Raw genomic sequence first — 12338 nt, 5'->3', positions numbered from 1 at the left:
CTATGCTTGAGGGCATGGCTCCGGAGCTCCGTCATCTGCGCTATCTGCTCGCCGTCGCCGAGCACGCCAACTTCACCCGTGCCGCCGAGGAGCTACGGGTGTCCCAGCCGACGCTGTCCCAGCAGATCAAGCAGCTCGAGCGAACCGTGGGCACTCAGCTCCTCGACCGCACCGGACGGACCGTCCGGCTCACCGACGCGGGCGAGACCTACGCCCATTACGCCCGCAGGGCCCTGCGGGACCTCGCCACGGCCGAGCGCGCCGTTCTGGACGTCGCCGATCTCTCCCGCGGACATCTCCGCCTGGCGATCACCCCGACGTTCACCGCCTACCTCGTCGGCCCCCTGGCCGCGGAGTTCCACGACCACCACCCCGGCATCACGCTGGACGTCAAGGAGATGACGCAGGAACGCATCGAGGCCGGGCTCCTCGCCGACAAGATCGACCTCGGCATCGCCTTCCACGGCCCGCACGCACCCGGCATCGCCGCCACCGCCCTGTTCACCGAGACCCTCGGCCTGGTCGTCGGCGCCCAGCACCCCGGCACCGAGCGTGAAGTGCCCCTACCCATCGGCGAATTGACGGAGCGCCAACTCGCGCTCCTCAGCGGCGACTTCGCCACCCGCACCCATATCGACGGCTACTTCACCGCGCACGGGGTGCGGCCGCGCATCGCGGTGGAGGCCAACTCCATCCAGGCGCTCACCGAGATCGTCCGGCGCACCGACCTGGCCACCGTGCTGCCCGACGCCGTCACGCACGACCACCCCCATCTGACCCCGGTCCCGCTGGATCCTCCCCTGCCCGCCAGGACCGTCACGCTCCTGCACCGCGACAGCGCCTACCGCAGCGCCGCGTCCCGCGCCTTCACCCGCGTCACCGAGCGGCTCGTCGCCGCCCGCGCCTACGCCCCCGCCTGAGGCGGCCGCCCCCAGGGCGCTTCGAGCGCCGCCCGCAGCGCCACGACCGCCGACCGGCCGATCCGCTCGGCGAGTTGATCCTCGAGCCCGTCGAGAATCCGCTCCGCCCTGCCGTGCACGCGCTCGCCCTCCGGGGTGCGCCGGATCAGCCGGCGGCGGGCCGACGCGGGATCGGGGGCCTGCTCCAGGAGCCCGGCGGATACCAGTCCGTGCACGGCCTGGTGCGCGGTCTGCCGGGTGACACCCATGCGCCGGGCGAGCTCGGAGACCGTGGTGCCCTCCTCGTCCAGCACGGAAAAGAGCTGGGCCTGAGTCGGGGACACAGGCGTCGCCCCCTCCTCCTCCAGAGCCGCGAGCAGCGCGTCCTCGAACCAGCGCCGGGCCGCGCCCAGGAGTTGCGGAAGGTTGCTGCGGGTGGAAGTCATCGGGTCCTCGTGGCAGTCGTCAGGTCCCCGCAGGAGTCATCAGGACCTCGCGGAAGTCATCAGGCCCTCGGAGAAGCGGCGTATCCGCAGGCCGGACAGGCAGGGGCGGGACGGAGTCTACGACCGGCGGCCTTGCCCATCGACGACCCTCCATGTCAGGCTACCTGACATTCATCACCGGCCCACCGCGCACCCGAGCAACCCCGGAGAGCTCATGACCATCGAGTACGCCACCCGCTACCGAAGCGCCTCACGCATCCCGGCGGACCCCGGCAAGCCCTACGTCATCGAGAAGGGCGAGGGAGACCGCGCCCACCTGTTCGGTGACCTGATCACCATCTACGCGGGCGGCGAGCAGACCGAGAACACCTTCAACTTCTTCACCTGCGAAGGCCCCAAGGGCGACATCATCCCGGCCCATCTGCACCGCGACACCTACGAGGTCTTCTACGTCACCCAGGGCGCGGTCCGGCTCTTCGTCGAGGACACCGAGGGCCACCAGCAGGAGAAGCTCCTCACCCCTGGCGACTTCGGCTTCGTACCGAAGAACTGCCCGCACGCCTACCGCATGGAGCGCCACCACAGCCAGGTCGTCGGTGTCGCCGCCGGGCCCGGCGGCACCTTCGAGCGCTTCTTCGAGACCCTCGGCGCGCCCGCCGAACAGCTCGGGCTGCCGCACGAGCCGCTCGTCCCCGCCCCGCCCCAATTCGCCTCCGTGCCCCAGCAGTACGATGTGCGTTTCCTGCCCGACCACCAGTGGAGCACCCAGTGACGGCCGACCGCCCCAGCCTCTTCCAGGTGATCGGCGCACCTCACCCCGACGTCGCGGCACTGCCACCCGCCGCCCCCTGCGAGCCGGGCGTCAGCGTGCTGCGCGGGATCCCCTACGACATCCCCGAAGGCAGCCGACCGCTGGAGCTGGACCTGTGGCTGCCCGAAAAGGCCGGGCAATCCCCCACGCCCGCCCCGCTGGTGCTCTTCGTGCACGGCGGGGCCTGGCGCCGGGGTCGGCGCGACGACATGGGGCTGCAGACGCGTTCGTGGTCGCCCGGTCCCTTCGCACGCATCGCGGCGGCGGGCTTCGCGGTCGCCTGCGTCGACTACCGGCTCAGCGGCGAGGCCGTCTTCCCCGCCCCGCTTGACGACCTGCGCGCCGCCCTGCGGTGGCTCACGCTGCGCTCCGACGAGCTCGGCATCGACACCGGGCGGACGGTGGTGTGGGGCGAGTCCGCGGGCGGACACCTCGCCTCCCTCCTCGCGCTCACCCACACCGAACCGCCGGTGGCGGGCGGCGTCATCTGGTACGCGCCGAGCGACCTGACCACTGCCCGAGGCGGCTACGACCCGTCGAACCCCGCCTCCCCCGAAGCGCTCCTGCTCGGATCGACCCCCGCCGCCGTACCCGAACTCACCCGCGCGGCAAGCCCGCTCGCCCAGGTCCACCCCGAAGCGCCGCCGCTCTTCCTCGTCCACGGCGAGGACGACTCCCTCGTGAGCCGAACCCACAGCGAGGCCCTGGCGGACCGCCTGCGGGAGGCGGGCGCACGGGTCGAACTGTGGACGGTCCCGGGCTCCGACCACGTCTGGTACGGGCTGACCGAGGCGCAGGCGGAGCACATCTTCAACCGCTCGCTCGCCTTCGCCCGCGGCGTCACGGACTGACGGCGGCCCGGCGACGCCGCGGCACGGACGCGCGTCCTCAGGCAGGCATCCCGCGCTCGGCCAGGCCGCTCTCGTACGCGATGATGACGAGCTGCGCACGGTCGCGGGCGGTCAACTTGGCCAGGAGGCTGCTCACATGGGTCTTCACCGTCGGCAGGCTGATCACCAGGTGTGCGCCGATCTCCGCATTCGACAGGCCGTTGGCGATCAGCACGAGCACCTCCTGTTCCCGCTTGGTGAGTCCGACGAGGCCGGGTGCGGACCGGTCGGGTTCGGCGTGGCCCGAGAAGTCCGCGATCAGGCGGCGGGTGACCGTCGGTGCCAGGACGCCCTCGCCGGTGGCCACGACACGGATGCCGGCGACCAGGTCGGAGGGCGAGGCGTCCTTCAGCAGGAATCCGCTCGCGCCCGCCCTGAGGGCCGGATACACGTACTCGTCCATGTCGAACATCGTGAGCGCGAGCACCCGCACCCCGGCCAGGGCCTCGTCTGAGCAGATGTGCCGCGTGGCGGCGATCCCGTCCATCACCGGCATGCGGAGATCCATCAGGACGACGTCCGGGGCGAGTTGCCGGGCCAGTTCCACCGCTGAGGCGCCGTCCGCCGCCTCGCCGACGGTCGTCATCCCGGGCGTGGCATCGATGAGCACACGGAAGCTGCCGCACAGCAGCGCCTGATCGTCCGTGATCAGCACTCGGATCGCCTCGGCCATCCCGCGTTCCTCGCATGCTGTTCAACGGGGCTTTGGATTCGGCAACTTTAGCAGTGCGGTCCTGTGAGCCCCCTCTCAACTGCGGCTGTACGTCGCCGTGTTGGGGCGTGCTCCGTACTGGGGTCACGCATCCCACCGACGGTGGCGCACATAACCCAGCACGAGCGCCGCCACCGTCCAGACGAGCAGCACCGCGCCCCCGGTGTACGCGTCGCTCGCGTCGACGGTCAGCATCCGCGCGCCGGCCCGGTCGGGGAAGTACCGTGCCACCTCCTCCGTGGCCCCGATGACGGAGAGGATCTGGGACCCGGCGAGCACCGTCGGCAGCAGGACGGCCAGGGGGACGACGGCGCTGCGGGCCGCCGCGGCCGTACCGGCGGCGAACAGGCTCATCAGCGTCAGATACAGCGCCGCCCCCGCCAGGGCCCGGGGCACGCCCTCCGCCCCGATCGAGGTGCCGTGGGGGCCCAGGGCGAGCTGGGTGACCAGGTAGCCGACGACGGTGACCGGGATCGCGACGAGCAGCGCGGCGGCTGCGGTGACGGCCATGTTCGCCGCGTACAGCCGCCCGCGCCGGGGCACGGCGAGCAGCGAGACCCGCATCATCCCCGACCCGTATTCGCTGCTGAAGACGAGCACACCGAACACGAGCAGAGCGAGCTGCCCGTAGAGGACGCCGTCGAGGCCGGCCTGCTCGGCGGTGAATCCGTCGCGCAGCATGCCGCTGCCGCTGTCCGAACACGGCCTGCACCGCCGGACTCCCGCCTTCGTGGCCCCGGCCCCCCGTCAGCGTCAGCAGGGCGGCGCCCGCCGCGCACACCCCGCCGATGACGACCGCGGACGGCCCCGGCTGCCGCCGCCACTCCACCGCCACCGAGTACAGCGCGTACGCGGCGGCGAGGAACGAGGTCGGCCCGAGTCCGAACGGCAGTGCCGCACAGGCGGCGAGCAGCACGAACGCGAAGACCGGCACGGGCCACAGCCGACGGACTGCGACCGGCAGCGCGGCGCTCAGCGAAAGGAGCCACACGGCGGTGTCGCTCGCCTCACCGCTCGAGGCTTCCCGCAGCGGGGCCAGTTGAGGGAGCAGTGCGAACCCGAGTGCCGCCGACACATCGAGCACGATCAGGCGCCGCCGCCGGACATCGCTCACGCCCCCGCGGTCGGCTGTGGTCTGACGGTCAGCATCTGGTGTGCCGAGCCGACGGGTCCGGTGACGTCGTGCAGGACGGTGCTCGTGACGCCGTGGCCCGTGCCGCCGAAGACGACGGTGGTGTCGAGGCCGGTCCAGCGGCCCTCGGGCTGCCGGTACAGATGCAGGGTCAGGTCGACGTTCGGGTACATCCAGGCGGTGGGCGGCTGGCGTACGGCGATGCCGTTCGCGGTGTCGACGAGGCCCACGTACGACGCGAGCGGGCTCGCGCTCTCGCCCGCGACGAGATCAAGTGCCGTGGAGATCCAGGCAGTTGTGCGTCCCGGCTGCGGCGGGGCAAGCGGACGGACCTCGACGGAAGCGATGTAACCGCCGGGCCAGAGTGAGGCCATGTCCCACGGGGCGACCTCGTCGGGCGGGGCGAGCGGGGCCGGGGCACCGCCCGCGACGGCGCTCGTGTCGAGCGCGGCAAGCAGCCAGGCGCGGGCGCGGACCACCGCCCGGTCGGCGACCAGCACGGTGGCCTCGATCAGCTCGATGGTGCGGCCGGGGCGGACGGTCTCCACCTGGATCTCGCACTCGTCGAGCGCGAGGCGCCCCAGGATGTCGAAGCTGATCCGGCCGATGACCAGGCCGGTGTCGGTGGTCCTGTCGGTGGTCCTGTCGGTGGTCCTGTCGGCCAAGTGGCGTTCGATGGCGTGGACCACGAGGCCGCCGAGCGGACTGAAGTGCAGCTCGTCGGGGTCCCAGGCGCCGCTCGCGTGGACGGTGGGCTTGTAGCGGTGCTCGTCTATCCGCTCGTAGTAGCTGTCCGGAACCGGTGCGCCGGTGTTCAACTGGCCTCCCTCTGTCGTGCCTTCGGTGATCGTACGGCGCCTCCTGTCACCGCCCGCGCGCAGAAACGGCGTCCGGGCCGACCCACGGGGGCCGGCCCGGACGCCGTCATCTGACGCGCCAGGCGACGCAGACGCGTCGGACGCCTCAGACCAGGTCGAACCGGTCCAGGTTCATGACCTTGTCCCACGCCTTGACGAAGTCCTTCACGAACTTCCCCTTCGCGTCATCGCTCGCGTAGACCTCCGCGACCGCGCGCAGCTCGGAGTTGGAGCCGAAGACGAGGTCGGCGCGCGTACCGGTCCACCTGACCTCGCCCGTGGCGGCGTCGCGCCCCTCGAACGTGTCCTGGGCCTCGGACGTCGACTTCCACTCCGTGCCCAGGTCGAGCAGGTTGACGAAGAAGTCGTTGGTCAGCGTCCCGGGGGTGGTGGTGAGGACGCCGTGCTTCGACTGCTGGTGGTTGGCGCCGAGGACGCGCAGGCCACCGACGAGGACCGTCAGCTCGGGGGCGCTCAGGGTCAGCAGGTTCGCCTTGTCGAGCAGCAGGTACTCGGCCCCGAGGCGGTTGCCCTTGCCGATGTAGTTGCGGAAGCCGTCGGCGCTCGGCTCGAGCGCGGAGAAGGACTCCACGTCCGTCTGCTCCTGCTCGGCGTCCGCGCGGCCCGGCGTGAACGGGACCTCGATGTCGACGCCGCCGTCCTTGGCGGCCTGCTCGACACCGGCGGCACCTGCGAGCACGATCAGGTCGGCCAGCGAGACCTGCTTGCCGCCGCTCTGGGCCGAGTTGAAGGACTCCCTGATCCCTTCCAGGGTGCGCAGCACGGTGGCCAGCTCGTCGGGCTGGTTGACCTCCCAGCCGCTCTGCGGCTCGAGGCGGATGCGGGCGCCGTTGGCGCCGCCGCGCTTGTCGCTGCCGCGGAAGGACGAGGCCGAAGCCCACGCGGTGGACACCAGCTGGGACACCGTCAGGTCCGATGCGAGGACCTGCGTCTTGAGGGCGGCGATGTCCCCGGCGTCGATGAGCTCGTGCGTGACCGAGGGCAGCGGGTCCTGCCACACGAGCTGCTCCGCCGGGACCTCCGGGCCGAGGTAGCGCACGATGGGGCCCATGTCGCGGTGGGTCAGCTTGAACCACGCGCGCGCGAAGGCGTCGGCGAACTCCTCGGGGTTGTCCTTGAAGCGCCGCGAGATCTGCTCGTAGGCCGGGTCGAGGCGGAGCGAGAGGTCGGTCGTGAGCATCGTCGGCGCGTGCGTCTTCGACGCGTCGAAGGCGTCGGGGACGGTGCCCGCCCCGGCGCCGTCCTTCGGCCGGTACTGGTAGGCGCCCGCGGGGCTCTTGAACAGCTCCCACTCGTAGCCGAAGAGGATCTCGAAGAAGCTGTTGTCCCAGGTGACCGGGGTGTTCGTCCAGATGCCCTCGAGCCCGCTGGTGATCGCGTCGGCGCCCACACCGGTGCCGTTCGTGCTCTTCCAGCCGATGCCCTGCTGCTCCATCGGGGCGGCCTCGGGGTCGGGACCGACGTTGTCCGCGTCGCCCGCGCCGTGGGTCTTGCCGAAGGTGTGGCCGCCCGCGATCAGCGCGACGGTCTCCTCGTCGTTCATGGCCATCCGGCGGAACGTCTCACGGACGTCGCGGGCCGCGGCGATCGGGTCCGGGTTGCCGTTGGGGCCCTCGGGGTTGACGTAGATGAGGCCCATCTGGACGGCGCCGAAGGGCTTCTCCAGCTCGCGGTCGCCGGAGTAGCGCTCGTCGCCGAGCCAGGTGGTCTCGGGACCCCAGTAGACGTCCTCGTCGGGCTCCCAGACGTCCGGGCGGCCGCCGCCGAAGCCGAAGGTCTTGAAGCCCATCCCCTCCAGGGCCACATTTCCGGTGAGGATCATGAGGTCGGCCCAGGAGAGGCTCTGGCCGTACTTCTTCTTGACCGGCCACAGCAGGCGGCGGGCCTTGTCGAGGCTCGCGTTGTCCGGCCAGCTGTTGAGGGGGGCGAAGCGCTGCTGACCGGCCCCGGCGCCGCCGCGGCCGTCGCTGATGCGGTAGGTGCCCGCACTGTGCCAGGCCATCCGGATCATCAGCGGGCCATAGTTGCCGAAGTCGGCGGGCCACCAGTCCTGGGAGGTGGTGAGCACCTCGGCGATGTCGCGTTTCACCGTCGGCAGGTCGAGGGTGTTGAAGGCCTCGGCGTAGTCGAACTCTTCGCCCAGCGGGTTCGCCACGGCGGGGTTCTTGGCGAGGATCTTCAGGTTGAGCTGGTCCGGCCACCACTGGCGGTTTCCGCCGCCCTGGGTCGGGTGCGGTGCGCGACCGTGCACGACCGGGCAACCGCCTGCCCCTTCCGGCTGCGGGTCTTCGGTGACGATCGGGTCGTGGTTCTCAGTCATGGGAATCCTTCCGGACGGGGCGGATCACAGTGCTCAAGAACTGCGGAGTGGTGAACCGGTCGGGGCACGGGCCGGTTACGGCGGGGTGGCCACCGACGGGGCACCGGCGCGCACACGGACGATGCGCTCGGGGTCGACAGGGGCAGGATTCTCCAGCAGAACCCGGGCTTCGAACGGCTTCTGGGCGAGGACTTCCGCACGCTCGCCGTACCGATCGTCGGCGAGCGGGGCACCGGATGCCGCTTCGAGCGGACCCGTCTGCTGAAGCCACGCGCTTTCCCTGCTGTTGCCCTGTCCCTTGGCTGTCGGCCGGAACCGATCCTACGATGGACCAAGTCCAAGTCAATACGACAGACAGGGCGCCGGACGGATTCATTTGTCGGACGATGCTCGACGATGCGAAGTTAGGCTGGTGGACATGAGCGACCTGCTCGAACGGCTCCGCGGACGGGGCTGGCGGATGACCGCTCAGCGCCGGGTGGTCGCCGAGGTGCTCGACGGCGAACACGTCCATTTCACCGCGGACGAGGTGCTCGCGCGCGCCACCGCCCGGCTGCCGGAGATCTCCCGCGCCACCGTCTACAACACCCTCGGTGAGCTCGTCTCGCTCGGCGAGGTGATCGAGGTGGCCACCGACGGCCGCGCCAAGCGGTACGACCCGAACGCCCACCATCCCCACCAGCACCTGGTCTGCTCGGGCTGCGGCGCCATCCGCGACGTACACCCCGACGGCGACCCGCTGACCGCGCTGCCGCCCTCCGAGCGGTTCGGCTTCCGTGTGTCCGAGGCCGAGGTGACCTATCGGGGGCTGTGCCCCGAGTGTGCGCAGGCCTGACCGACTCCTCGCACGGGCGGGGCTCTGGGGTACGGGGTAACGCGAGGTGCCCGATGAACCAGTCCCTGGCGAGGTCGGCGACCTGGTCCAGGGCTCCGGGTTCCTCGAAGAGGTGCGTGGCCCCCGGGACGACCTCGAGCCGGTTCTCGCAGCGCAGTTCCGCCTGCGCTGCACGGTTGAGGTCGAGCACCATCGTGTCGTGCCCGCCGACGATCAGCAGGGTCGGCGCGTGTACGTCGCCGAGGCGGGGCGCGGCCAGATCGGGCCGTCCGCCCCGGGACACCACGGCACCGACGGCCGTGTCGTCGGCGTCGTCGTCAGCGGCCGCCCGCAGCGCCGCAGCGGCACCGGTGCTCGCTCCGAAGTAGCCGATCGCCAGGGATTCGCGCTCCCGCAGCCAGCGGGTGGCCCCCGACAGCCTCGCGGCCAGCGTGTCGATGTCGAAGACGTTCGCGCGGTCGGCCTCCTCGACCGGTGTGAGCAGGTCGAAGAGCAGCGTGCCGAGGCCCGCCGCACGCAGGGCCGACGCCACCGACCGGTTGCGCGGGCTGTGCCGGCTGCTGCCGGAGCCGTGGGCGAACATCACCACCGCTCGGGCGCCCTGAGGCAGAGCGAGATCTCCGGCCAGCGCCACCCCGCCCGCGTCGACCTCGACCTCGGCAGCGACCTCGACGGGTCCGGAGCCGGCGGCCGCGGACCGCGCCAGGCATGCGATCACTTCCTCGTCGGTGGTCTGCGAGAAGTCCCGGTACCACTGGCCCACGGAGCCGAACAGGTCCGGCGCGGCCAGGCACACCACCTCGTCCGCCACCTCGCGCATCCGGCCCAGCGTGTCCGCCGGCGCAGTCGGCACGGCGAGCACCACGCGGGCCGCGCCCTGCGCCCGTGCGACCCGGCACGCGGCTGCGGCCGTGGCGCCGGTCGCGATCCCGTCGTCCACCACGATCACGGTGCGGCCGTCGACCACCGTCCGAGGCCGCCCTTCGCGGTACCGCAGCGCCCGCCGCAGCAGCTCCTGTTCCTCGTCGCGCTCCACCGCCTCGATGTCCGCGGGCCGGATGCCGCAGTGGCGCACGATCTCGTCGCTGATGACCCGCACGCCGCCCTCGCCGATCGCCCCGAACCCCAGTTCCGGCCGGTAGGGGACGCCGAGCTTGCGGACCACGATCACATCGAGCGGGGCGCCGAGCGCCCGCGCCACTTCGAAGGCCACCGGCACGCCGCCCCTGGGCAGGCCCAGGACGACCGGCCGCTCCTTGCCCAGGCCCCGCACCGCCGCGGCAAGGCGGCGCCCGGCATCCACACGGTCGCTGAACAGCACAGTGTTCGCCCCATCTCGTTCGCCCCGGCTCAGGGGACGGCAGGGACATCCGTGTCTTCGGCCTATCTCTGTCCGCGGCATTCCGCAACCGGAGAGGCGACAATGAAGGTGCGGAACGCGCCCGCCCTAAGCGGAGAGGCGGCATGGAGATGCCGTACGTGACGGTCACCGCCCTGAGCCATCCGGGGCTGATGCGCGACCACAACGAGGACAGTCTCGCTGTCGGGCCATGGACGCTGTGCGGAACCGATACCGAGAACCCGCAGACGCTGGGGTTCCCGCTCGGTACGCCGCTCGTCGTCGCGGTCGCCGACGGCATCGGCGGCCAGCCGGCCGGCGAGGTCGCCAGCAGCCTCGTCGTCCGGCACCTGGCCTCGATCGGACCCACCCTGGACAGCGGGCAAGCCGTGCGCGACGCACTGCACGCCTGCAATCACTCCGTGTACGCGGCGGCCGACCGCGACCCGGAGCTGACCACCATGGGGACGACGGTCGCCGGGGTCGTGGTCCTCCCGACGGAACTGCTGGTGTTCAACGTCGGTGACAGCAGAGTGATCGACGTGAGCAGCAGCCGTACGTCGCTCCACCGGATGAGCGTCGACGACAGCCCGCCACTGGAACCCGGCCGGCGCACCACGTCGATCGTCACGCAGTCGCTCGGCGGCGCTCCGCGGTTCACCGCGATCGAGCCGCACATCAGCACGGCACCCCTCAGCACCGGGGGACGCTATCTGGTGTGCAGCGACGGCCTGACCGACCCCGTGCCCGAGGACGCGATCGACGAGGTGCTGCGGGCCCACGACGGCGGACGGGCGGCCTTCGGACTGTGGAAGTCCGCCATCGAGGCCGGCGGCCCCGACAACATCACCCTCGCGTTGATCGGCATCGCCGATTGACCGACTCATCGACCCCACGACACCCCAGGGAGAGCCCGTGTGATCACGCTGTTCTTCTGCGGCGACGTCATGCTCGGCCGTGGCGTGGACCAGATACTGCCGCACCCCGGCGACCCAAAGCTGCGCGAGAGATATGTGCGGGACGCCAACGGGTACGTAGCCCTGGCGGAGGCGGTGAACGGGTCCATTCCCTGTCCGGTCGACTTCTCGTGGCCCTGGGGGGACGCGCTGGAGGTCCTCGACGCGGCCGCGCCCGACGCCCGCGTCATCAACCTGGAGACCAGCGTCACGCGGAGCGGCTCGTTCGCGCCCGGCAAGGACATCCACTACCGGATGCATCCCGCCAACCTCCCCTGTCTGTCGGCCGCCCGGCCCGACGTCTGCGTCCTGGCCAACAACCACGTGCTGGACTTCGGCCGCCGCGGCCTGACGGAGACGCTCGACTCACTGGCCGACGCACGGCTGCGGACGGCCGGCGCGGGCCGGGACGCCGCCGCGGCGAGCCACCCGGCGATCGTCCCGCTCGACGGCGGGACCCACCGGCTCCTGGTCTTCTCCTTCGGCATGCCGTCCAGCGGCGTTCCGCGCAACTGGGCGGCGACCGAAGACCGTGGCGGGGTGAGCTTCGTGGCCGGTCCTTCCGATGTCGCCGCGGCCGAAGTGGCCTACCGCGTACGGCGGATGAAGCGTCCTGGCGACATCGCGATGGTCTCGGTCCACTGGGGTTCCAACTGGGGCTACCGCGTGCCCCGGGACCAAGTCGCCTTCGCACATGCCCTGATCGACGCCGGAGCGGATGTCGTGCACGGCCACTCCTCACACCACCCTCGCCCTCTGGAGACGTATCAGGGCAAGCTCGTCCTGTACGGCTGCGGCGATTTCATCAATGACTACGAAGGCATCACGGGGTACGAGCAGTACCGCGACGACCTGCGGCTTCTCTTCCTCGCCTCGCTCGAACCCGGCACGGGCAGACTCAACGAGCTGCGCATCGTCCCACTGCAGGCCCGGCGCATGCGTCTGTGCCACGTCTCGCCGGAGGACTCCCGGTGGGTGCGCTCGCTCCTTGACCGGCTCGCCTCGGGGTTCCGCCCCTGCGTCGCCACCGACTCGGGGCACATCTCCATGTCGCCCTGGGCGGCCTGACGCCCGGTCAGCTCGCGATCGACTCCAGGAACGCGCCCGCCGCCGGTGAGCA

General features: G+C 71.4%; 12 protein-coding genes and 1 pseudogene. 7 read left to right on the top strand and 6 right to left on the bottom strand.

All coding sequences use genetic code 11. The features are described 5' to 3' along the window. Positions 1-14 precede the first annotated feature (14 nt). Positions 15-920, top strand: a complete 906-nt coding sequence (cynR, locus tag E2651_RS01975) for a transcriptional regulator CynR (RefSeq protein WP_135329186.1) — start codon at positions 15-17, stop codon at positions 918-920. On the opposite strand, the gene E2651_RS01970 is transcribed toward cynR, so the two are convergent. Beyond that, on the bottom strand, positions 905-1345 hold the full coding sequence (locus E2651_RS01970) for a MarR family transcriptional regulator (RefSeq protein WP_135329185.1): 441 nt from the start codon (positions 1343-1345) through the stop codon (positions 905-907). The genes cynR and E2651_RS01970 overlap by 16 nt on opposite strands. Positions 1346-1559: 214 nt before the next feature. Here E2651_RS01970 and E2651_RS01965 point away from each other — a divergent pair, with 214 nt between their 5' ends. Next, positions 1560-2117: a quercetin 2,3-dioxygenase gene (locus tag E2651_RS01965; protein ID WP_135329184.1), complete on the top strand. Its 558-nt coding sequence runs from the start codon at positions 1560-1562 to the stop codon at positions 2115-2117. Next, positions 2114-3007 (top strand): alpha/beta hydrolase, encoded by an 894-nt coding sequence (locus E2651_RS01960; RefSeq protein ID WP_135329183.1) that lies wholly within the window; start codon positions 2114-2116, stop codon positions 3005-3007. Before E2651_RS01965 ends, E2651_RS01960 begins: the two co-directional genes overlap by 4 nt. 37 nt (positions 3008-3044) lie before the next feature. On the opposite strand, the gene E2651_RS01955 is transcribed toward E2651_RS01960, so the two are convergent. Beyond that, positions 3045-3719, bottom strand: a complete 675-nt coding sequence (locus tag E2651_RS01955) for a response regulator transcription factor (protein WP_135329182.1) — start codon at positions 3717-3719, stop codon at positions 3045-3047. A 123-nt stretch (positions 3720-3842) separates the two neighbouring features. Beyond that, positions 3843-4439: an ABC transporter permease gene (locus E2651_RS01950; RefSeq protein ID WP_135329181.1), complete on the bottom strand. Its 597-nt coding sequence runs from the start codon at positions 4437-4439 to the stop codon at positions 3843-3845. Between the two features lie 107 nt (positions 4440-4546). On the opposite strand from E2651_RS01950, the gene E2651_RS01945 reads away from it, so the two are divergent. Further along, the gene (locus tag E2651_RS01945) at positions 4547-4801 is read left to right on the top strand and encodes a hypothetical protein (protein WP_135329180.1); all 255 of its coding nucleotides are present in this window, start codon (positions 4547-4549) and stop codon (positions 4799-4801) included. A 67-nt stretch (positions 4802-4868) separates the two neighbouring features. Here the strand turns inward: E2651_RS01945 and E2651_RS01940 are convergent, their stop codons facing one another. Both E2651_RS01940 and katG read right to left on the bottom strand, forming a co-directional pair. Further along, the gene (locus E2651_RS01940) at positions 4869-5708 is read right to left on the bottom strand and encodes a thioesterase family protein (protein ID WP_135329179.1); all 840 of its coding nucleotides are present in this window, start codon (positions 5706-5708) and stop codon (positions 4869-4871) included. Between the two features lie 145 nt (positions 5709-5853). Then, positions 5854-8088: a catalase/peroxidase HPI gene (gene katG, locus E2651_RS01935; RefSeq protein WP_135329178.1), complete on the bottom strand. Its 2235-nt coding sequence runs from the start codon at positions 8086-8088 to the stop codon at positions 5854-5856. A 418-nt stretch (positions 8089-8506) separates the two neighbouring features. On the opposite strand from katG, the gene E2651_RS01930 reads away from it, so the two are divergent. Beyond that, positions 8507-8923 carry a Fur family transcriptional regulator gene (locus tag E2651_RS01930; protein ID WP_135329177.1) on the top strand — a complete coding sequence of 139 codons (417 nt, stop codon included), beginning with the start codon at positions 8507-8509 and terminating at the stop codon, positions 8921-8923. A gap of 43 nt (positions 8924-8966) precedes the next feature. Here E2651_RS01930 and E2651_RS01925 read toward each other — a convergent pair. Next, a pseudogene (locus tag E2651_RS01925) lies at positions 8967-10244 on the bottom strand (phosphoribosyltransferase family protein); the annotation flags it as partial. Positions 10245-10393: 149 nt separating this feature from the next. Here E2651_RS01925 and E2651_RS01920 point away from each other — a divergent pair. After that, positions 10394-11140 (top strand): PP2C family serine/threonine-protein phosphatase, encoded by a 747-nt coding sequence (locus E2651_RS01920; protein WP_135329244.1) that lies wholly within the window; start codon positions 10394-10396, stop codon positions 11138-11140. 42 nt (positions 11141-11182) lie between these two features. After that, positions 11183-12286 carry a CapA family protein gene (locus tag E2651_RS01915; RefSeq protein WP_280922753.1) on the top strand — a complete coding sequence of 368 codons (1104 nt, stop codon included), beginning with the start codon at positions 11183-11185 and terminating at the stop codon, positions 12284-12286. The last annotated feature ends 52 nt before the right edge of the window (positions 12287-12338 follow it).

The organism is Streptomyces sp. MZ04 (assembly GCF_004684775.1).
Lineage (GTDB): Bacteria > Actinomycetota > Actinomycetes > Streptomycetales > Streptomycetaceae > Streptomyces.
This window is presented reverse-complemented; position numbering and strand designations above follow the sequence as displayed.

Coding starts and splice junctions, on each gene's coding strand:
- cynR (WP_135329186.1), top strand. CDS start 15: ATGGCTCCGGAGCTCCGTCATCTGCGCTATCTGCTCGCCGTCGCCGAG.
- E2651_RS01970 (WP_135329185.1), bottom strand. CDS start 1,345: ATGACTTCCACCCGCAGCAACCTTCCGCAACTCCTGGGCGCGGCCCGG.
- E2651_RS01965 (WP_135329184.1), top strand. CDS start 1,560: ATGACCATCGAGTACGCCACCCGCTACCGAAGCGCCTCACGCATCCCG.
- E2651_RS01955 (WP_135329182.1), bottom strand. CDS start 3,719: ATGGCCGAGGCGATCCGAGTGCTGATCACGGACGATCAGGCGCTGCTG.
- E2651_RS01950 (WP_135329181.1), bottom strand. CDS start 4,439: ATGCTGCGCGACGGATTCACCGCCGAGCAGGCCGGCCTCGACGGCGTC.
- E2651_RS01945 (WP_135329180.1), top strand. CDS start 4,547: ATGACGACCGCGGACGGCCCCGGCTGCCGCCGCCACTCCACCGCCACC.
- katG (WP_135329178.1), bottom strand. CDS start 8,088: ATGACTGAGAACCACGACCCGATCGTCACCGAAGACCCGCAGCCGGAA.
- E2651_RS01930 (WP_135329177.1), top strand. CDS start 8,507: ATGAGCGACCTGCTCGAACGGCTCCGCGGACGGGGCTGGCGGATGACC.
- E2651_RS01920 (WP_135329244.1), top strand. CDS start 10,394: ATGCCGTACGTGACGGTCACCGCCCTGAGCCATCCGGGGCTGATGCGC.